The organism is Gordonia sp. UBA7860 (assembly GCF_002500165.1).
In the GTDB taxonomy this organism is placed as follows: domain Bacteria; phylum Actinomycetota; class Actinomycetes; order Mycobacteriales; family Mycobacteriaceae; genus Gordonia; species Gordonia sputi.
Map to the genome: position 1 here is coordinate 556 of NZ_DLSO01000100.1, position 20236 is coordinate 20791.

General features: G+C 64.6%; 16 protein-coding genes and 1 pseudogene. 9 read left to right on the plus strand and 8 right to left on the minus strand.

The features are described 5' to 3' along the window. Nucleotides 1-443, plus strand: a 443-nt coding sequence (locus B3T59_RS12660; RefSeq protein WP_287003646.1) for an MMPL family transporter, incomplete at its 5' end; no start/stop codon positions are given. A gap of 254 nt (nt 444-697) precedes the next feature. Here the strand turns inward: B3T59_RS12660 and B3T59_RS12665 are convergent. Beyond that, nucleotides 698-1207 (minus strand): hypothetical protein, encoded by a 510-nt coding sequence (locus B3T59_RS12665; protein WP_287003647.1) that lies wholly within the window; start codon nt 1205-1207, stop codon nt 698-700. Nucleotides 1208-1330: 123 nt separating this feature from the next. On the opposite strand from B3T59_RS12665, the gene B3T59_RS12670 reads away from it, so the two are divergent. Together B3T59_RS12670 and B3T59_RS12675 are read left to right on the plus strand one after the other, a co-directional pair. Further along, nucleotides 1331-2473: a sensor histidine kinase gene (locus B3T59_RS12670; RefSeq protein ID WP_287003649.1), complete on the plus strand. Its 1143-nt coding sequence runs from the start codon at nt 1331-1333 to the stop codon at nt 2471-2473. Nucleotides 2474-2503: 30 nt separating this feature from the next. Then, nucleotides 2504-3151 carry a response regulator gene (locus B3T59_RS12675; protein ID WP_251721735.1) on the plus strand — a complete coding sequence of 216 codons (648 nt, stop codon included), beginning with the start codon at nt 2504-2506 and terminating at the stop codon, nt 3149-3151. A 29-nt stretch (nt 3152-3180) separates the two neighbouring features. Here B3T59_RS12675 and B3T59_RS12680 read toward each other — a convergent pair whose 3' ends face one another. Continuing rightward, the gene (locus tag B3T59_RS12680; protein WP_287003650.1) at nt 3181-3801 is read right to left on the minus strand and encodes a LysE/ArgO family amino acid transporter; all 621 of its coding nucleotides are present in this window, start codon (nt 3799-3801) and stop codon (nt 3181-3183) included. A 70-nt stretch (nt 3802-3871) separates the two neighbouring features. Between B3T59_RS12680 and B3T59_RS12685 the strand changes: the two genes are divergently transcribed. Next, a complete protein-coding gene (locus B3T59_RS12685) occupies nt 3872-4810 on the plus strand; it encodes a LysR family transcriptional regulator ArgP (protein ID WP_287003651.1) in 939 nt (312 codons plus the stop codon). Nucleotides 4811-4829: 19 nt separating this feature from the next. On the opposite strand, the gene B3T59_RS12690 is transcribed toward B3T59_RS12685, so the two are convergent. Then, nucleotides 4830-6311, minus strand: coding sequence for a metal-dependent hydrolase family protein (locus B3T59_RS12690; RefSeq protein ID WP_287003652.1), 1482 nt, complete (start codon nt 6309-6311; stop codon nt 4830-4832). A gap of 80 nt (nt 6312-6391) precedes the next feature. Between B3T59_RS12690 and B3T59_RS12695 the strand changes: the two genes are divergently transcribed. Further along, nucleotides 6392-7063 (plus strand): GAP family protein, encoded by a 672-nt coding sequence (locus B3T59_RS12695; RefSeq protein WP_287003653.1) that lies wholly within the window; start codon nt 6392-6394, stop codon nt 7061-7063. Between the two features lie 52 nt (nt 7064-7115). Further along, nucleotides 7116-8678, plus strand: a complete 1563-nt coding sequence (locus B3T59_RS12700; RefSeq protein WP_287003654.1) for an SLC13 family permease — start codon at nt 7116-7118, stop codon at nt 8676-8678. A 153-nt stretch (nt 8679-8831) separates the two neighbouring features. Here B3T59_RS12700 and B3T59_RS12705 read toward each other — a convergent pair whose 3' ends face one another. The 3 genes from B3T59_RS12705 to B3T59_RS12715 are packed head-to-tail and all read right to left on the minus strand — an operon-like array spanning nt 8832 to nt 12627. Further along, nucleotides 8832-10124: an MFS transporter gene (locus B3T59_RS12705; protein ID WP_064863498.1), complete on the minus strand. Its 1293-nt coding sequence runs from the start codon at nt 10122-10124 to the stop codon at nt 8832-8834. Nucleotides 10125-10153: 29 nt separating this feature from the next. Beyond that, a complete protein-coding gene (locus tag B3T59_RS12710) occupies nt 10154-11605 on the minus strand; it encodes a flavin-containing monooxygenase (protein WP_287003655.1) in 1452 nt (483 codons plus the stop codon). Further along, a complete protein-coding gene (locus B3T59_RS12715) occupies nt 11602-12627 on the minus strand; it encodes a Ku protein (RefSeq protein WP_287003660.1) in 1026 nt (341 codons plus the stop codon). The genes B3T59_RS12710 and B3T59_RS12715 overlap by 4 nt, the downstream gene beginning before the upstream one ends. An 83-nt stretch (nt 12628-12710) precedes the next feature. Between B3T59_RS12715 and B3T59_RS12720 the strand changes: the two genes are divergently transcribed. The 3 genes from B3T59_RS12720 (at nt 12711) to B3T59_RS12730 (ending at nt 16934) form a co-directional block, all read left to right on the plus strand. Continuing rightward, nucleotides 12711-15203, plus strand: a complete 2493-nt coding sequence (locus B3T59_RS12720; RefSeq protein ID WP_287003656.1) for an ATP-dependent DNA ligase — start codon at nt 12711-12713, stop codon at nt 15201-15203. Between the two features lie 42 nt (nt 15204-15245). Further along, nucleotides 15246-16043 carry a dienelactone hydrolase family protein gene (locus tag B3T59_RS12725; protein ID WP_064863506.1) on the plus strand — a complete coding sequence of 266 codons (798 nt, stop codon included), beginning with the start codon at nt 15246-15248 and terminating at the stop codon, nt 16041-16043. Nucleotides 16044-16193: 150 nt separating this feature from the next. After that, the gene (locus B3T59_RS12730; protein WP_287003661.1) at nt 16194-16934 is read left to right on the plus strand and encodes a metallophosphoesterase; all 741 of its coding nucleotides are present in this window, start codon (nt 16194-16196) and stop codon (nt 16932-16934) included. On the opposite strand, the pseudogene B3T59_RS12735 reads toward B3T59_RS12730, so the two are convergent. Continuing rightward, nucleotides 16924-19254 (minus strand): annotated as a pseudogene (locus B3T59_RS12735) (SulP family inorganic anion transporter). The gene B3T59_RS12730 and the pseudogene B3T59_RS12735 overlap by 11 nt on opposite strands. 124 nt (nt 19255-19378) lie before the next feature. Then, the coding region (locus B3T59_RS12740; protein ID WP_287003657.1) for a YdcF family protein at nt 19379-20236 on the minus strand (858 nt) is incomplete at its 5' end.

Below are 20236 nucleotides of genomic sequence, written 5' to 3' on the forward strand. Positions count from 1 at the left end.
TGCCGATCTTCCTGATCGGCGTGGTGTTCGGGCTCGCGATGGACTATCAGGTCTTTCTCGTGACGCGAATGCGCGAGGAGTATGTGCACGGGTTGTCGGCGAAGGATTCGGTGATCGTCGGCTACCAGCACGGTGCGCGGGTGGTCGCCTCCGCTGCGGTCATCATGATCTCGGTGTTCTCGGCCTTCATGCTCGCGCCCGACACGATCGCCAAGGAGATGGGCTTCGCGCTGGCCGCCGCGGTCTTCTTCGACGCCTTCATCATCCGGATGGCCGTCGTGCCCGCGGTGATCACGATGATGGGCGACTGGGCCTGGAAGATCCCCCGCTGGCTCAACCGCATCCTGCCCAACGTCGACATCGAGGGCACCGAGATCCGCCGCATCCCGATCGACGACGAACCCGCCGAGACGCGCGAGGCCGTCCCGGCGGGTCAGAGCTGAGGAAGCCCGCCGTTCGAGCGTCCCCCGCCGGTCGAGCCGCACCCGCCGACCAAGTTGCGCCCGCTCGGCGAACCCTAAACGCTGGTCGAGCTTGTCGAGACCACCCACCGATCGAGCTGTGCCGCAGGTGATTTCGACTCGGCAGCTCGCTCCGCTCGCGGCCGGCTCAATCAGCGGAAAAGGCCCGCCCGCTGGTCGAGCTGCACCCGCTGGTCGAGCTGCACCCGCTGGTCGAGCCTGTCGAGACCACCCGCTCAACGCGTGATGGCGCTGTGCGTCCGGTGGTGTTCGGCGACCTTGCCACTAGTGACCACGGCCTGGGCGCCGAGGCTGATCGCGAGGTAGATCATGATGCTCGCGCCGTCGAGTCCGCCCATCCCGTGCTGTAGGCCGTCGCCGAAGAATGCGGGCACCACCAGGCTGATGGCGACGTGCGCCGCGATCGCGACGACCCAGAGCACTATGGTCAGCGCGCCTCCCTTGCGGACCATCACCCCGGCCGGATTGCGGTAGACCTGCATGCTGTGCGCTCGCGGCACCGCCAGAATCGCCGCGACGACAAAGCCGACGAGGACCGCAACCGTCGCGCCGACCGTGACGTGATGTCCGCTGCCGAGGTACTGCGCGGTCTCGAAGACGCCGATGACCCCGATGATCAGCGGCAGCTTGAACAGGTTGTCCTTGATCGGCTGTTCCCGTGTCTGGCGGTACAGGATCAGGCCGACGACCAGGACGGTGATGACTGCTGTGCTTGCAATGTTCATGCTTCGAGCATCGGCTCGCGGCAGCCTCGAAACATCAACCCGAGGGTGGATCCTGGGTGGAGATCGGGTGGATCGTGAGACTCCTGCACCGCGACTTCCCGACGTCGAGATTACGGTTGCGGTGTGACAACGAGTCGAGAGCCGGTGGCGACGGACCGCCTGCTGATCCGCGGGATCGTCGCGGTCGCCGTGCTGGTCTCGGCATTCGCCGACACCGGTGAGCAGCCGGTCTGGGCAGCCGTCATCGGCTGGATCGCCGTCAGCGTCGTAGTGGTGTTGTTGTTGCGTTCAGTGGTGCGCGACAAGAATGCGCAGAGTTGGAGCACGAAGGTCTCGACGCTGCACGCGATCGCCATGATGGTGGCTGCAGTTGTCGCAGCGTTCGCGTTTCACGGCAGCGCAACGGTCTGGCTGCCCTATATCGGCGTTGCCGCGGCGGCGATGTCTGAAACCTCGATCCTCGCGTCGACGCTCATCGCGCTGCCATCACTGACCGCGCTGGGCGTCCTGATGTGGTGGCAGACTCACAACGCCTGGGCTGTCTGCATCAATGTCGCAAGTGCGGCAGCTGTTTTCGTCTTCGTTCAGTTGCGACGCCGCCAACGCGACGCCGCAGAACTCGCCGCCACTCAACGCGAGATCATCGCCGCCCAACAATCCCGCGCGGCCTTGGCACAGCAACAACGCCAGATCTCCGCACAACTCCATGACGTTCTCGCGCACACACTCTCGGGCCTCATCATCACGCTGCAAGGCGCCGCGCTGCAGGCCGAACGCGAGTCGGCGTCTGCGGAACTGACCGAAAAGCTACGCACCGCAACCGCGTTGGCGCGTGATGGCCTCAGCGAGGCGAAGACCGCCGTCGAATCGCTGCGCGACAACGCGGTGCGAGAGTCGGACCCGCTCGACCAATGGCTACCGAAGACGTTGGCGCAGTTGAGGACCGGCGCGGGGCTTGACGTCGAAGTATCCGGCGATGTCGACGACGTACCCGCACTCTGGCACGACGACGTGCGCGCCGTACTCATGGAGGGGCTCACCAACTCGATGCGTCACGCCGCAGGCGCACCCATTCGTATCGAGTTCACGCCGCAACTCGTTCGGGTGCGCTCGGTCGGCGACCCGTCGACTTTCGTCGACCGTGGTCACACCAGCGGCGGGAACGGGCTGACGGGGTTGGCCGAACGAATCACGGCGGCAGGCGGATCACTGGAATACGGTACGACCGCACAGGGTTTCGATCTGACGGTCCGGTTTGGTTCGTGACGGCTGGTAGATGAGGAAACGGGAGGGTTCATGACGGTACGGGTAGTGATCGCCGACGATCAGACGGTGGTGCGCGAGGGGTTGCGCTCGATGCTCGGATTGTTCGACGCCCTCGACGTGGTCGGCGTAGCGTCGTCGGCCGAGGATGCTCTCGCGTTGGTGGCCGAGCAGACTCCCGACGTGCTGCTCACCGACCTCCGCATGCCGGGAATTGGTGGGATCGAAGGGATTCGACGACTCGTCGCATCCGGGGCTGCGACCCGTGCGGTTGCATTGACCACCTACGACGACGACGCGACGATCGTCGAAGCACTCGACGCCGGCGCCGTCGGCTTTCTGAACAAGGACGCCGACCCCACGGCGATCGAGTCAGCACTGCTCTCGGCAGCGGCCGGCCGCTCGCTGCTCGACGAAAAAGCCATGCGCGCCTTGCTATCCCGGCCTGCGACATCGCCCGAGGGGATCGCTCCGCACACCGAAAACCCCGATGGCCTCACCGACCGCGAGTCGGAGGTGGTCACACTGATCGCGCAGGGGCTGTCGAATCAACAGATCGCCCGCTCACTCGTCGTGGGGGTGAGCACGGTCAAGACGCACATCAACCACATCCTCGCCAAGACGGGCTGCCGAGACCGCGCGGCCGTCGTGGCCTACGCGTACCGCCTCGGGCTGGCCTGAGCCCGCTGAGCGAGCTTGTCGAGACCACCTCACGCCGAGAACAGCAGCGTGGCGCCCATTCCCACCATGATCACGGCCACGATGCCGTCGAGAATCTTCCACGCCCGAGGTTTGGCAAACACCGGTGCGAGCCTGCGGCCACCGCGGCCGATCAACGTAAACCACAGCACACTCGCCGCGCACGCTCCAATCGCAAACGCCCACTTCGCATTTCCGTGACTGTTGGCAATCGCCCCCATCGTGAGCACCGTATCGAGATACACGTGGGGATTGAGCCACGTCAGCGCCAAGGCCGACCCGATCGCCACCCAGCGCGACGCCATGCGCACCTCGTCGGCGTTGGCAGTAATCGCCTCGCTCGACCGGAGACACCGCCGCGCAGCTAGCAGTCCCAAGGCAACGACGTACGCCGCGCCCGCTATCTTCGCGACGGCGACCACCGCCGGATGCGCCGACACCAGTGCGCCGAGTCCCGCGACCCCCGCGACGATCAGCACCACGTCAGACAGCGCACACACCACGATCACCGGGTTCACATGCACCCGCCGCACACCCTGCTGCAGCACAAAGATGTTCTGCGGCCCGATCGCCACGATCAAGCCCGCTCCGGTGAGCAACCCCGTCATGGCTGCGAGGAAATACGTCGTCATGTCACGAACGTAAGACCGCGTCGTCGACAAGTACAGCGAATGTTTCTGTTGAAACATTAGACTCTCTAATGTGGATCTCGGATCGGACGCCCTACGCACGCTGTCAGCGGTACTCGACGCGGGGACGTTCGACGCCGCGGCAGAACAACTGCACATCACGCCGTCGGCGGTCAGCCAGCGCATCAAGGCGCTCGAGGTCTCCGTCGGCCGCATCCTGGTCCGTCGCACCAAACCGATCACCGCGACCCGCGACGGCGAGGTCCTCGCGCGTATGGCAAAGCAATGGGACCTGCTCAGTCGCGAGGCCCAGCTCGAACTCTCCGGCGATCTCGGCCTCTCCGGTGATCTCGACGACGTCGCGTCCGCACCGTTGGTGGACCGGCCACGCGTCCACCTACCCATCGCCGCCAACGCCGACTCACTCGCGACCTGGCTACTGCCCACACTCGCGCGCTTCCACCGCGAGAATCCCGTTGCCGTCGAGGTGATCCGCGACGACGAGGCGGTCAACAGCTCGCGGTTGGTGACCGGCGAGGTGATGGGCGCGATCACCTCCGATCCCCTCCCCATCCGGGGGACCACACTGCGGCCGCTGGGCATCATGCGCTATCTGCCGGTTGCGACTCCCGAGTTCCTCGATCTCTGGATGCCCAGGGGCGTCGACGATGCCGCGCTCGCGAAAGCGCCCATGGTCCAGTTCGACCGCAACGACGAGTTGCAGCGCAGGGTGCTGGCGATGATGTCGGGCGAGGTACTCGATCCGCCTGCTGTGTACATCCCGGCGTCGACCGAATACCACCGGGCCATCGAGTCCGGGATGGGTTGGGGCGCAGTACCGCTGGCGCAGGTTACCGATGCGCTCCAGGTCGGCCGGGTGGTCACCCTGACCGACCTCTACGTCGACGTGCCACTGTACTGGCAGTACTGGACGCTCGGGTCGTCGCTGCTACGCACACTCACCGAGATGATGGCCGACGGCGCACGAGAGCACCTGCTGCCCCCTGCGTAGCTCGGCGCGTGGCCCGGTGTCAGAGCGTGTCGAGTTGCTCGTCGATCTCCGGAATGCGTGTGATCTGCGGGTGGTCGATGCGTTCGCCGCGGACGACGACCATCCACGGCGATTCGAGATTCCGAAACGACTCGAGCGGATTGTCCTCCAACACAACGAGATCGGCCGATTGTCCCGGCTCGATCGATCCCGTCACGGAATCGATCCCGAGGATGGCGGCATTGACCGCCGTCGTCGCGTGCAGCACCCCTCTCGTGTCGAGATCCGTGTAACGCACCAGGAAGTCGAGTTCGCGCCAGAAGTTGGAGTGCGTGACGTAACTGACCGCGGAGTCGTTGCCGACGCCCATCGCGATGCCGTACTCGACGCAGGTCGCGATTCCCGACACCATCTCGTCGAGCACGAGCTTGGCGTTCTCCCTGACGACGTCGGTGGCGCCACTCACCGACTGGTCGAGTTCGACGAGGGGCAGACACGCCTGCACAGTGGGGATCATCGCGCTGTATCCGCGCAGCGAGTTCGGGTTGTCGAGGAACAACTCGATGACCGCGTCCGACATCTGACTGCCGTGCTCGATAGTGTCGACGCCCGCGCGAAGCGCCGCGAGCACCCCTTCTTCACTCTGCGCGTGCGCCGCGACGATCACCCCGACCGCGTGCGCCTCTTCACACACCGCGCGCATCGCCTGCTCCGACATCTCCGGCCTGCCCGCGTAGCCGACTTCTTTCGCGTCGGTCACGCCCGCGGTCGCGGAGATCTTGATGGTCTGTGCTCCGCGTCGAAGATTCTCGAGGGTGTTGTGCCGCGCCTGCGCGGGTGTGTCACTGGTGAGCGAGATCTGCGGCGCACCGTGACCGTCGGTGATCGGCAGCAGTGGACCCGAGGGCAGGATCGTCGGACCGAGATAGTCGCCTCGCTCGATGGCGTCACGGACGGCCATCACCTCGTAGCGCACGTCGCCGACGCTGCGGATCGTGGTGACACCGCTGTGGAGTTGATTGATCGCATTGGCCTTCGTGCGCCTGGTGGTCAGCCACCTGCCCGCGGGTGAATGCAGAACCTTCGCGACGAGATGTTTGGTGCGGGGCCCGGTGAGCAACGGCGCGAGCGGTTTGCCGTCGGAGAACAGGTGCGCGTGGGCGTTGATCAGCCCGGGGATCACGAACTTCCCTTTTCCGTCGATCACCGCGCGACTGCCGAGTTCGATGCTGCCGGACGGACCGGCGTGTTCGATCGTTCCGGAGGCGTCGACGACGACCGTCCAGTTCTCGTGAACGGTTCCGTCTGCGTCGCCTGTCAGGACGGTGATATCGGTCAGGGCGAACGGGGTGATCATCGGTGTGACTCGGATCCTCTCGGGAGTTCGGTTGCGCCACAGGCTGTGACGCAGCAGGCGGGCATCACCTGCACACAGCGCCGAAGGCGCCATTGCACGCAGCGTCGGAGACGCCACTGCACACAGCGCCGAAGACGCCACTGCACACAGCGTCGAAGACGCCATTGCACGCAGCCTAGCCCTTGCCACTATCGTCGTGCCGTACAACGGATCGGCCGTCCGAGCCCGGAGAGGAGCGCCCGCGCATGTGGTCAGCAATAGGAGACACGCTGCCGCTGGCCGTGGGCTTGGCGCTCAGTCCCGTTGCGCTCGCGACCGCGGTCATGCTCCTGTTGGGCAGCCGTGGACGAGTCAAGACAGCACTGTTCGGCGTCGGCTGGTTCGTCGTGCTGCTGGTGATCACCGCGATCGCGGCAGCGATCGTCGACGTCGCCGACGATGATGCGCCCGAGGCGACGAAAGACGGGGTCGACATCGTCCTGCTGGTCATCGCGGTACTGTTCGCCGTCCTCGCGCTGATCGCCTGGAAGAAGCGCCCGAAGGAGGGCGACGAGGAGAAACCGAGCATCCTCGACCGACTCGACGGACTCAGCGTGTGGGGCGCCTTGGCGATGGGATTCGCACAGGGCGTGATCGTCATCAAGAACATCCCACTGGCAGCCGCTGCGGGAGCACGGCTCGGGGAGGCAGACCTCGACACCGCAGCGCTCATCGTCGGGCTTGTCGTGTTCGCACTCGTCGCCGCGTCCGGCGTCATCATCCCTCTGGTCCTCGCGGTCCTCGGCGGCGAGCGCGCGGCACCGATTCTCGCTCGATTCCGGGACTGGTTGAGCTACAACATGACCACGATCTCGATCGTCGTACTCGTCGTGCTGAGCGCCTACTTCTTCGGGCAGGGGATCGGAATCCTCGACTGATGCACACCACGGTCGCGGACGGTCCGACACAGAGCAAGAAAGGCGCGCGTCGATGACGCTGAACCCAGAAGTCGCCACCGTCGTCATCCTGCTCGTGGCGATCGTCGTGTTCATCTGGAACAGGGTGTCACCCGCGATCGTCGCGCTCGGTGTGACGATCGCATTGTTCGCCACGGGTGTCGTCGACTTCAACGAGGCGATCTCGGGTTTCGGCGACCCGTTGGTCATCTATCTCGCCGGACTGTTCGTCGTCAGTGAAGCTCTCGACGCCTCCGGGGTGACCGCGTGGGCAGGCGCGGTGATGACTCGCTGGGTGGGTCAGAAACCAGCGGCGATCATGAGTGCCGTCATGGTGCTCTGCGCTGTGCTCGCCGCGTTCATCACCCCGAACGGCGCAGTCGCCGCGCTGATTCCGGTGGCGGTGCTCCTCGCCGCGCGCATCGGACAGGCGCCCTCGCGCATGCTGATCCCTCTTGCCTTCGCAGCGCACGCCGGATCGATGCTGACCCTGCTCGGTACCCCGATCAACGTGCTGGTCTCGGAGTTGGCGGAGGAGAACGGCGCGCGGGCGTTCGGATTCTTCGAGTTCGCGATCGTCGGCGTACCCCTGCTGGTGGGCGTCTTGCTGATCTGCGTGGTCCTGGGTCCGCGGCTACTCCCTGAACGCTGGCCTGCGAATGCCACCCACGATCTGAGTCGCTATGCACAGACCATCGCCGCCGAGTATCAGCTATCCGGATCGGACCACGACGTCGACGAGGACAACGGCATCATCGAAGTGGTCATCCCTCCCCGGTCACCGTTCCTCGGCGACGAGGTGTACCCGGGCATGTTCACCGAGGACGGCGACCTGATCATCACGGCCGTTCACCGCAACGGCAAGCTGCTCGACCACGCAGAACTCGAGGTCGGCGACGTCCTCCTGCTACACGGAACGTGGGATGACCTGCAGACCAAGGTGACGGGGGGTGGAATCCTCAGCGTCAACGAGCCGGATCTGATCCGACGGCAGACGGGGCACCTCGGAGCCCGCGCGTGGATCTCGTCGGCCGTGCTGGTGATCATGTGCGCATCCCTGGCTCTCGACGTGGCGCCCCCGGCCATCGTCGTCCTGTGTGCGGCGGCAGCCCTCGTGGCGATGAACGTGATCACGGTGCCGCAGGCAGAGCGCTCGATCTCGCTGCAGACCCTGATCGTGGTCGGGGGGATGGTGCCGATGTCGATCGCGATCCAGACGAGTGGTCTGGCGCAGCGGATCTCGACGTGGATGGTCGACACACTGGGTGGAGGCAGCCCGCTACTGCTGCTGGCCGCGATCGTGATCACCGTCCTGGTGTTGGGGCAGTTCATCAGCAACCTCGCCACCGTGCTGGTGGTGGCACCGATCGCGGTGACCGTCTCCCACACTGCCGACATCTCGGTGCTGCCGATGATGATGGCCATCACTGTGTCGGGGGCCGCCTCGTTCCTCACTCCCGTCGCGACCGCGGGCAATCTGATGGTCCAGGGCCCCGGTGGTTATCGCTTCGGCGACTACTGGAGGCTCGGACTGCCGTGCATCGCGCTCTTCGGCGCGGTGGCGATCTTCATGGTGCCGCTGATCTGGCACTTCTGAGAGCACCTCGCTACCGCCTCCAGCTCCCGCAATCCCCACACGGCAGCCCGTACTCTTCTCCCGTTTTCAGTCATTCCTTCCGGCGCCCACCGATGCGACCTGGGACTTTACGGTGCGTTTGGCGCACAAATGACTGAAAACGGGTGAGGTTTGCTACGCGGTGCTCGTCACCACCGCGTCGTCCAAGGGATGCTCGACCTCGTCGCGCCACAGCCGCGCGACGACGTAGAAGGCGATCGCCGCGGGCACCGGCAGAATGCCGCCGATCACGAACACCGCGGTGAGGCCGATGACGTTGCTCAGCGGCGCGGCGATCGCCATCGACACGGGCATCAGGACGACGGCGACGAAGAAGTCGAGGCTCGCCACCCGTCCCAACAACTCTGGCGGTACCCGACGCTGCAGCAGGGTGCCCCAGAGCACCGACGGGGCGTCGAATCCGAATCCCAGCAGCGCGCCGGCAACGATGAACAGCCACGTGTGTTCGGCGACGCCCATCACGACCAGCGACAGACTCGACAGTCCCCAGATGACGAACATGACGGTGAGGTAGCGCCGCGGCATCCGGATCGACGCGAAGTACGCTGATCCGATCGCCGCGCCCGCGCCGTACGCGGCGAGGACGAGCGCATGGTCTGCCGCACCACCGTGTACGCGTTCACGCAGCGCGAAGGGAACGAGTACCTCGATCGGACCCATCGTCGCCAGTACCAGCAGCGTCGCGAAGAACAAGGTCGCCCACAGCCACGGCGTGCGCAGGACGTAGCCGAACCCCTCCGCGAGATCGGTGACGACCGATCGAACGGGGTTGCCCCGCAGCACTTCTCGATGCCGAGGCAGCGGCTTCATCGCGAGGTAGCACGCCCCCGAACCGATACTCGCAAGAGCAGCCACCACAACCGCAGGCCCGGGGGCAGCGGCAGACACGATCAGGCCCGCGACCATCGGTCCGATCGCCTGGAAGACGACGGGACGGGCGAATCCCTCGATTCCGTTGGCTGCCTGCAACTCCGACGCCGAGACGATCCGCGGCAACAGTGCGGAATACGCCGGGTAGTACATACCGGTGGTGATGCCGCCGAGCAGCGCAGCGATCACCACCATGGGCAAGGTGAGCAGACCGAGCATCGACAGCACGCCGACGACCCCGAACACCAGCATCTTGACGACCTCGAGCGACACAATGATCGACCTTTGTGACACCCGGTCGGCGAGTACCCCGCCCGCGAGGGTCGAGACCACCATGCCGACCGCCGACACACCCGAGGCCCACGCGACCTGAGTGGGACCGCCACCGAGGTCGATGATCTGCCACACCAGTGCGATGGCCCAGACCCCGTCGGAGAACAACGCGAGTATCAGCCCGATGACCAGGCGCCGGAACTGCGCACCCGCCAGCGGTCGCAGAGCGCGCGGCAGCTTGGAATCGACGAACGTGGAACTCACCCTACGATGATGCCGTTTTCGGCAGCGTGTCAGCCAGCGGTTTTCGTCTGCGCCGGGTCCGCGACGGTGTGGAACTCCATGGCCTCGGTGACGTCATAGCGACGCGAATCGATGGCGTCGAGCAGCAGGTTGTGTCGGACCTGCCACGGCGCTTGATCCGACGACTTCGGGAGCGCGACGGCGCCGCGTCGGACATAGCCCGCATCCAGCGCGAACAGCATGTGCTCCGGCAGCGTCGCCGACCCCATGCTCGGCGCGGCCGACGTGTACCCGTGCGACCGCATGTACGCGATCAGATCGACGCGCAATGTCCACGACGCGTTGGTGTACCCGATCGACCACGCCAGGTTCGGCACATCGCTGAGCATGTACCCACGGTAGGCAAACTTCTCGTGCGGCTTGAATTCGACGCCGTCGATCGACAGTCGCGCTCCACCGAACGCGAGCAGTTCGAGTCCGGTTGCGGTGACGATGATGTCAGCGGGTAGTTCGGTGCCCGACACCAGCTTGATCCCGCCGGGTGTGAACCGGTCGATCTGGTCGGTGACGACCTGGGCGTGCCCGGTGCCGAGCGCCTTGTAGAAGTCGGCGTCGGGAATGATGCACAGCCTCTCGTCCCATGGTTCGTACCGAGGGCGGAAGTGGGTGTCGACGTCATAACCCTTGGGGAGGTTTCGTATCGCGATCTGCCGCAGCAGCTTTCGTGACGCTCGCGGAAACCGGCGTGCGAAGAGGTAGATCGACAGCGTGACAAGCGCATTGCGGTAACGGATCACGTCGTGCGCCCACTGCTTGGGCAGCAGTCGCTGAATCCACGGTGTCGTCGGTTCCTGCCAGCCCACCGGGAAAAGGTATGTCGGCGAACGCTGCAGCATCGTCACCTGACCCGCGCGGTCGGCCATGCTCGGGATGAGGGTGACAGCCGTTGCACCGCTACCGATCACGACGACGTTCTTGCCCGTGTAGTCGAGATCCTCGGGCCAGAACTGCGGGTGCACGATGGTTCCGGAAAAGTCCTGAGCGCCTGCGAAGTCGGGGGTATACGCCTCGTCGTATCGGTAATAGCCGGTGCACAAATAGAGGAATCGGGTTGTGTACGTGCGGGTTTCGTCGCCCACACTCGTCGTGACAGTCCAGGTGTCCGACGCGGTGTCGAAGTCGGCCGCGGTGACCGTGACACCGAAGTCGATCTGATCGTGAATCCCGGTGTCCCGCGCGGCCTCTTCGAGATAGTCACGAATCTCGGCACCCGACGCCATGGTCTTGGTTCCACGCCACGGCCGCCACGGAAAGCTGAGTGTGAAGATGTCAGAGTCCGACCGCACCCCTGGATAGCGGAACAGATCCCACGTGCCACCGATGCGTTCACGCTGTTCGACGATCCGGTACCGCAGGCCCGGATTGCGCTCCGTCACACGGTAAGCGGCGTCGATACCCGCCAACCCTGCTCCCACGATGAGCACATCCAGTACGTCGCTCAACTTGCCGCTCGCTTTCTGGTCGTTTTCTTGGCGGCCGTGGATTCTTCAGCCGTTGCTTTCTTGGCGGGAGCCTTCTTCGGTGCGGCCTTCTTGGCAGGAGCTTTCTTCGCCGGCGCTTTCTTGTCCGCAGCCTTCTTGTCGGCAGTCTTCTTGTCGGCAGTCCTCTTGTCCGCAGCCTTCTTCGCAGGGGGCTTGTCGGCGGAATCGTCCGAGCTCTCGTCAACCGACGTGCCCTTGTCTTTCACCGAGGCACGCAGCGCGGCAAGGAGATCCGCGACGTCGGAGTCTTCGTCGGCAGCTTCTTCCTTCTCGTCGCTTTCCGGGAATGCCTCGCCGCCTTCGGCTTTCGCCTCGATAAGCTTCGACAGTTCGTCCTGGTAGGTGTCGGAGAACTCGTCCGGGTCGTAGTCGGTTGCCATCGAGTCGATCAACGACGACGCCATCTTCAGTTCCTGGTCGCGGATCTGCACGTCGTCGCCGAGGAAGTCGAAGTCGGGCTTGCGCACCTCGTCGGGCCACAGCAGGGTCTGCAGGGTCATCACGCCGGGTTCGATGACCCGCAGCGCTGCCATGCGCGTGCGGTTGCGCAAGGTGAACGACGCGATCGCCAACCGGTCGGTCTCCTGCAACGCCTTCGCCAGCAGCACGTAGGCCTTCGGAGACTTCGACGACGGCTCGAGGTAATACGGCTTGTCGAAGTAGATCGGGTCGACCTGGTCGACGGGTACGAACTCGACGATCGAGATCTCCGGGCTCTTCTGCACCGGCAAACTCGCGAGGTCGTCTTTCGTCAGGATCACCGACTCGCCGCTGTCGGTTTCGTAGGCATTGGCGATGTCGGAGTAGTCGACCTCGGTGTCGGTTCCCTCCCGCACCCTGCGATAACGGATGCGCGCACCGTCGGAAGAATCGACCTGATACGACTTGCGGTCGTGACTCTCCGTCGCCGAATACACCTTGACGGGTACGTTGACCAGGCCAAAGCTGAGGTCGCCCTTCCAGATCGAGCGCATGGGCACCATTGTGCCACCGGTCACGTCCCGTCGGGGTTCACCTACCAACCCCGAATCTGGGCACACGCCGGGATTCTGGGCACAATGAACGCATGGCGCCCTCCCAGAGCCTGGAGATCGACGGTCACACGATCGCTCTCACCAACCTGGGCAAGGTGCTGTATCCGGCGACCGGCACGCGCAAGGTCGAGGTCGTCGACTACTACACCCGCATCGCCGACGTCATGCTTCCGCATCTGCGGGGCAGGTTGATCACGCGCAAACGCTGGCCCAACGGTGTCGAGTCGACTCCCTTCTTCGAGAAGGACCTACCGAGCGGGGTTCCCGACTGGATTCCCCGCTACGACGTCGCACACAGTGGCCGAACCATCACGTACGCGATGGCAGACTCGCCCGCGGTTCTCGTGTGGCTGGCACAGATGGCAGCACTCGAACTCCACACGCCACAGTGGATTGTCCCGCCACCCGGCGTACAGGCCGATCCACAGGTATCCGGCCCCAAGGGACTTGGAGAGATCCGCGCGAATCGACTCGTCCTCGACCTCGATCCGGGCCCCGACGTGTCACTCGACGAATGCGCGCAGGTGGCGCTCATGATGCACGAGATGCTCGACGGCGCCGGCCTTGCTTCGTATCCGGTGACCAGCGGCGGCAAGGGAATTCACGTCTACGCACGTTTCGACCGACCCGTAGCACCCGATTCCGCACGCACTGTTGCGCGTGAAATCGCCTCGACGCTCGCGGCGGCACATCCGAAGACGATCACCGCGACGATGTCGAAATCCGAACGCGCCGGCCGAGTCTTCATCGATTGGAGCCAGAACAGCGCGTCGAAGACGACGCTCGCGCCGTATTCGATGCGCGGACGCGAGGAACCCTGGGTCGCCGCACCGCGGACGTGGGACGAACTCGCCCGTCCGAGACTGACGCAACTGCACTTCGGCGAGGTACTCGAACGCGCCGCCGATGGCGATCTGCTCGACGGCCTCGACGGCCTCGACGAGCCCTACACACCAGCCACCGACGACGCGACAACAACCACCAGCGGCTCCGCCGACTCCGCAGACGACTCCGCGAATGCAGTCGACGACATGGGCCCGCGCCCGGTCGTCGACCTCAGCACCTACCGCGCCAAGCGCGATGCGTCGAAAACCCCGGAACCCTTCGGCGACGACATGCATCGTCGACGTCGCGCGCAGTCGTCCGACACCGATCCCGCTGACACCGACGACACCGACGACTACGACACCTCCGGCGCGGCGTCGGCAGAACCTATCTTCGTGATCCAAGAGCATCACGCCCGCCGCCTGCACTACGACTTCCGGCTCGAACGCGACGGCGTGCTCGTCTCCTGGGCCGTGCCGAAGAACCTGCCGACCGATCCGGGTCAGAACCGGTTGGCCGTGCACACCGAGGACCACCCCCTCGACTACGCCGACTTCTCTGGCGACATCCCCGGCGGGGAGTACGGGGCAGGGCACGTGGAGATCTGGGATCACGGCACATACGAAACCGAGAAATGGCGTGAGTCGGAGATCATCGTCCGCCTCCACGGCGAACGAATCCAGGGCCGATACGCACTCATCAAGACCGGCGACAAGAATTGGCTCGCGCACCTGATGAGCGACGAACCACGCCCCATCCTTCCCGACAGCCTCACACAGCCGCGCCCGATGCTGGCAACCGACGAACCCGTCGAACGTCTCGACGGCAGGGACTGGGCATTCGAGGGTAAGTGGGACGGGTACCGAATCCTGTTGCGCTCCATCGATGGCGACTTCCGGCTCACCTCACGGTCGGGGATCGACATGACCGCCGACTTCCCCGAATTGCGCTCAGCAGCAGACGAACTCGGCCTCATCGACGTCGTCCTCGACGGTGAGGTCGCCGCCGTCGACTCCAGCGGGCACACCAACTTCACCCTGCTGGCCTCCCGCAATAACACCGCGGAGGCGTACTCGCTCAAGCTGTACCTCTTCGACATCCTCTACCTCAACGGCACATCGCTGCTGCGCAAACCGTGGTCGGAGCGTCGACAACTCCTCGAGGCCCTCGCTCCCGCATTCAAAGAGTCTGCGTACGTGGAGATCCCACCGCTACTCCCGGCTCCCGGCTCGGCTGCCGTGAGCCACAGTCGCGACCACGGACTCGAGGGTGTCGTCGCGAAACGTAAGACGTCGACATATCAACAGGGACGTCGAAGCAGCCAGTGGCGCAAGCAGAAGAACTGGAGCGACATCGAGGTGGTCGTCGGCGGTTACCGCCTCGGCCGCGGCAATCGTGAAGGCGTCATCGGGTCGCTGTTGGTCGGACTGCCGGAAGAGACCGGGCTGCGATACGTCGGTCGGGTGGGTACCGGGTTCACCGAGGCGTCGTTGAAAAGCCTTGCAGAAGAACTCAAGCCACTCGAGATCTCGCGGAGCCCGTTCCTGGAGAAGCTCGACCGCCCCGTCGCGTCCACCGCGACCTGGGTGCTACCCAAGATCGTCGGCGAGGTTCGGTTCATGGACTGGACGAGCACCGGCCACCTCCGCCACCCGAGCTGGCGCGGAATCCGCCGCGACAAACTTCCGGGCGACCTGTGACGATCCCAAACCCCATCCGCCACCTGTGAGAGGACACCGAACATGACCGACACCTACGACACCGTCGGGGAGAACGTCACCGTCGCGGCCGCCGACGGCGACGCGGAGGCCTATCTCGTCCGACCAGACAGCGAGAACGAAGGTAGCGAGAATCCAGATGGCGATTACCCCGGCGTGCTGTTCATCATCGACGCCATCGGGCTGCGCCCGCAGACCCGTCGCATGGCCGACCGCATCGCGTCGTGGGGCTACGTCGTGCTGGTTCCGAATGTCTTCTACCGCTGGGGCTCCGCCGAGGAGACATCGCCGGACGATGAACTCCTCGACGCCGAATCGCGCGAGCAGTTCTTCAGTGCTGCCATGCCGCGCGTGCGCGCGCTCACCGACGATCTCGCCGTACCCGACCTCGCCGCATATATCGACGCATTGGAGGCCACACCCGGCGTCTCGAAGGGCCCGATCGGCGTGACCGGATACTGCGCGGGCGGCAGACTCGCCCTGCTGGCCGCGGCGACCCGACCCGACGACGTCGCAGCGCTCGGCATGTTCCACACGGGCGGATTGGTCACACAGTCATCAGACAGTCCGCATCTGCGCCTCGCCAACGTCGACGCCCAGGTGCTCGCCGTGCACGCCGACCGCGACCGTTCGCTTCCTCCAGAAGCGATCGCCCAATTCGAGCACGCTCTCATCACCGCGGGCGTCACTCATTCCGCGACTGTCTACCCGGGCGCCCAGCACGGCTACACGATGGCCGACACCGCGGTGTACAACCACGACGCCTCCGAGTACCACTTCGCCGAGCTACAGAAGTTGTTCGCGCACACGCTGCACCGATAGCCGAGTTGCACTGGACACCACACTGCACACCTTCCCGACATCGGCTATTCGGCCGCCGCAAGTGAGTCTCTCGCCACGCCCACGGGCCTCGCTTCGCGATCGGCAACTCCGTTGGCTATGTTCAGTGTGTCCAAACCCCCGGGAGAGCCTGTGTTCGTTGTCGCGCATATCAGCGACCTGCATTTCAACGGCACCCGATTCAATCGCAGCCGCATCGAATCGACGTTGAGCTATATCAACGCGCGCGCGAAAGGTATCAATGTCCTTCTGATCACCGGTGACATTGCCGACGAGGGCAGCCCGAGCGAGTACCGCGAGGCCTCACTCGTCATCGACAGCCCGCTGCCCATCCTCATCACCGAGGGCAATCACGACGAGCGCGCCGCGTTCAACGCGGGCATCCTCAAAGCCGAGTCGTCGGCGCCCATCAACTCGTCCGCACTCGTCGACGGCGTGTTGTTCGTCGTGGTCGACAGTTCGATCCCTGGCCGCAACGACGGCTACATCGACGACGACACACTGTCGTGGATGTCCGCGGAGATCGCCGCGCACGGACCCGACACGCCGGTGTTCGTCGCGTTCCACCATCCGCCGGTCACGCTGGAGATGCCGTTCATGGACACCATCCGCCAGACCGGCGAACAACGCCTCGCAGCTCTTGTCGACACGCATCCCAACATCGTCGCGTTCCTGTGCGGACACGCGCACACGCCCGCGGTCACCCGATTCGCCGACCGACCGCTGTGCGTCGCACCCGGTGTCTCCTCGACGCTGAACCTGCCCTTCGAGGGCCACGACATCGTGAACCGCGGTCAGCCGCCCGGCATCGCCTTTCACATCCTCGACGACGCCGGACGGCTGATCACACACTTTCGCTCGGTCATGTTCTAGCGCGCTCCGAGCGGGATGTTCCAGCGACTTCGCGGTCGAGCAAACCACTCACGTGATGGCCGACGCCTGCCAGATGGATACCGGTTTGGCTGACCTCGTAGACCTGTGCGGTACGAATGTCGAAGTACAGTCCGATGATTCGCAGACGTGCCTCTGCCGCTGCCCGGCCGACCAATTGATGGCGACTCAGAATCTCCACCTGCTTGGCGACGTTGACCACGGCGAGCTGATCCACATCGTTGAAACCCATTCTGGCGGCGGATCTTCCGGCGGGATGCCCGAGTTGCAGTGCTGTCCGACTCGGTTCGGCCTGGGCCAGCCACGAGCGGATCGGCGAACTCGACGCCGCATCCGAGGACGCTTCGCGGCCACGACTCTGGTCGAGCACCGCTCGCATCGCACCGCACGATGAATGTCCGCAGACCACCACGGCGGTTACGCCGACCTCATTGATCGCGAAATCCAGTGCGGCCTCGATGGATTCAGCGCCACCCTGAGGTCCCCCGACGAGGTTGCCTACATTGCGCACCGTGAACAGGTCGCCGGGACCGCTCGAGGTGATGATATTCGGCATGATGCGCGAATCGGCACAGGTGAGGAAGAAGGCGTCCGGCTGCTGGTAGTCGACAACATCCTGCAGGTGGCCACGCAGCACGTCAGCGTGTTCGCGGTGATAGTCGGTGACGCCCGCCATGATCGACCGCAGCGATGCCGGGACGTCGGCAACAGCCTTGTCGTCGACCGGGATCCGTTGGCTGCGCCAGGGTGTCAGACCGACGATGCCGCCGGTGTGTCGACGAGGCGGAGCGAGCGGCGCATGCTCGATTCGAGCCCGCCCGCGCTCGACGATCGTGACCTCATTGCCCGTGGCCTCGCGCGCACGCACCCAGTCGGAGATCATCTCCGATGCCGCGTGGTCGAGGAAGTCGACGTCGAATTCCACTGTGACCGGGACGTCGTCGGGAACCTTGCTCAGAGTGCTGTTGAATCGCGGCATGGAGAGGAAGCTCAGCGATCCCCGTACCGCGATCAGCCATTCGTCCTATTCGCCTGTCGCCACCGGTCCTGAGTTGATCTCGACTCGGATGACCCGCCAGAGGACCAATGCCACAGCGAGGGCAAGGCCGATTGCCACACCCTCGAGAAGGTTCAGGAAGACGACGCTGACAACGGTCACGCCGTACACCCACAGGTCGCCGGTGCGCAGAGCGGTTTTCATGTGCGCCAGCTTCACCAGTTGCATGCCGATCACCACGAGAAGCCCGGCGAGCGCCGCCAGCGGGATCTGCTCGACCAGTGCCGTCAGGAACACCGCGAAAACGAAGACCCACACGCCGTGCAGAACCGCCGACCACCGAGTACGTGCTCCGGCAGCGACATTCGCGGTGCTCCGCACGATCACGCCGGTGACCGGAAGTCCGCCCAGGAGTCCGGACGTCATGTTCGCGCTGCCCTGCCCGATGAGTTCGCGATTGAACCTGCTGCGCGGACCGTCATGCATTTTGTCGACGGCAACGGCAGAAAGCAGGGATTCGACACTGGCGATCAGTGCGACGGTGAGCACGCCGAGAACGAATCCACCCCCATTGCCCTGGGGCAGTTCAGGCAGCGAGATGGCGTCGAAGAAGTTGCCGTCGAGGCGAACCCGCTCGACGTCGAGGTTGAGTGCAGCCGCCAGCGCCGTCGCGAGTGCGATCGCGGCGAGAGGTCCGGGAATCTTGCGTGCGCGTGCGGGGAGGAACTTCCAACCCACCATCACCACGATCACGATGATTCCGATCGAGGCGTCGGCCCAACTGATGTCGCCGATCCGCTCGGGCAGTTCGCTGATGTTGGCAAGTGCAGAACTCTTCGACTTGCCTCCGAGTAGTACATGAATCTGTTGCAGCGCGATGGTGATTCCGATTCCGGCCAGCATCGCGTGCACCACCACCGGCGCAATGCCGAGAGCGGCGGTCGCAATCCGACTGACACCGAAGAGAATCTGCAGAATTCCTGCGCCAACGGTGATCGCACACGTCACCTTCCAGCCGAAGTTGGTGACGAGTTCGGCCACCACCACCGTCAGTCCCGCGGCGGGCCCTGAGACCTGGAGCGGGCTACCGCCGATCAATCCCGCCACCACACCACCGACCACCGCCGCGATCAGGCCGGCCATGACGGGCGCTCCGGAGGCTACCGCGATGCCGAGTGAAAGTGGCAGCGCCACAAGGAAAACAACAAGAGATGCCGGAACATCGTATTTCAGAACTCCGCGCCATCGATCGCGGGATGGTTGGGCCGTGTCTATCCGTCGAGAATCTGTCGGGGTAGTTGCCATGCAACGAACGTACAGAGCGAGACCTCATCAGAGTTGTCCCGAAGAAGAATATTCTTGTGAGACTTGTACAGCCCGATTTTGATTGTGACTCAGTTCACGCCTACATCGAAAGTCGTTGCGCCATTCAACTTTTCGATCCGGTCTGCAGAAGCTGATCAAGAATCTTGCCGCCGATGTCAGGGATAAGTCCTGGTCCCGTGTCCGGAAGATCATTCGGCAGACCGGGGATATTCGGGATCGGTAATTCCGAATTCTTAGTGGTTGGAATTCGCGCGGCGCGAGTCGCTTCGAGGCGAATGCCTTTCTGCTGATCTTTCGTCAGTGTTTTGAGATACTTCGCCAAATCAGTTGCAGTGGTGACAGATCCGCCCACCTTGAGTCCCACCGCGGCGAAGTCGGCAGCGGCTCGTCGAATGTGGTTGGGCGAGGTGACCAGCACGACGTTCGATATGCCCATCGGTCCAAGTATCGCGGCCGTGTTCTGTGCGTTCGAGACCGTCGACACCGACTTGTCCTCCATCGTCACCCGCGACGCGTCGACACCGTTGGCGACAAGCCACTTCTTCATTGCCGACGCCTCCGTGATGCCTTTCTTCGGCGCGCCGCCGGTGACGACGATCGGGAGCGACGGCGCCGCGTCGGCCTCGGCCTTGCCCGCCGTCAGCCGTTTCGCCAGTTCGGGTGCCATGGCACCGTCGGCGGCGAGCCCGTATCCGAGTACGACTATCGCCGCACGCCCCGATACCGGCGCAGGCGAGGTGGACGGGACGATCGCGGCGGCGTCGGACACACCCGCGGTGATGTTGCGGACGCTCGTCGCGAGAGTCGAATTGATCATCGACAGTCTGCTCAGCGCCGCCTTGCCGGTGGGGGCATCGTCGGCCTGATCGGACCATATCGACTGCAGTGCGAGTGAATCAGCGTCAGCGGGTGCGACAACCAGCGACTGCTTCAGGGCCTCGAGTCCGCCCGCCACGTCACT

What these genes read in the sequence shown, in the direction of transcription:
- B3T59_RS12665 (WP_287003647.1), bottom strand. Translation starts at nt 1,207, where the DNA reads ATGAACATTGCAAGCACAGCAGTCATCACCGTCCTGGTCGTCGGCCTG.
- B3T59_RS12725 (WP_064863506.1), top strand. Translation starts at nt 15,246, where the DNA reads ATGACCGACACCTACGACACCGTCGGGGAGAACGTCACCGTCGCGGCC.
- B3T59_RS12690 (WP_287003652.1), bottom strand. Translation starts at nt 6,311, where the DNA reads ATGGCGTCTTCGACGCTGTGTGCAGTGGCGTCTTCGGCGCTGTGTGCA.
- B3T59_RS12700 (WP_287003654.1), top strand. Translation starts at nt 7,116, where the DNA reads ATGACGCTGAACCCAGAAGTCGCCACCGTCGTCATCCTGCTCGTGGCG.
- B3T59_RS12680 (WP_287003650.1), bottom strand. Translation starts at nt 3,801, where the DNA reads ATGACGACGTATTTCCTCGCAGCCATGACGGGGTTGCTCACCGGAGCG.
- B3T59_RS12720 (WP_287003656.1), top strand. Translation starts at nt 12,711, where the DNA reads ATGGCGCCCTCCCAGAGCCTGGAGATCGACGGTCACACGATCGCTCTC.
- B3T59_RS12675 (WP_251721735.1), top strand. Translation starts at nt 2,504, where the DNA reads ATGACGGTACGGGTAGTGATCGCCGACGATCAGACGGTGGTGCGCGAG.
- B3T59_RS12715 (WP_287003660.1), bottom strand. Translation starts at nt 12,627, where the DNA reads ATGGTGCCCATGCGCTCGATCTGGAAGGGCGACCTCAGCTTTGGCCTG.
- B3T59_RS12695 (WP_287003653.1), top strand. Translation starts at nt 6,392, where the DNA reads ATGTGGTCAGCAATAGGAGACACGCTGCCGCTGGCCGTGGGCTTGGCG.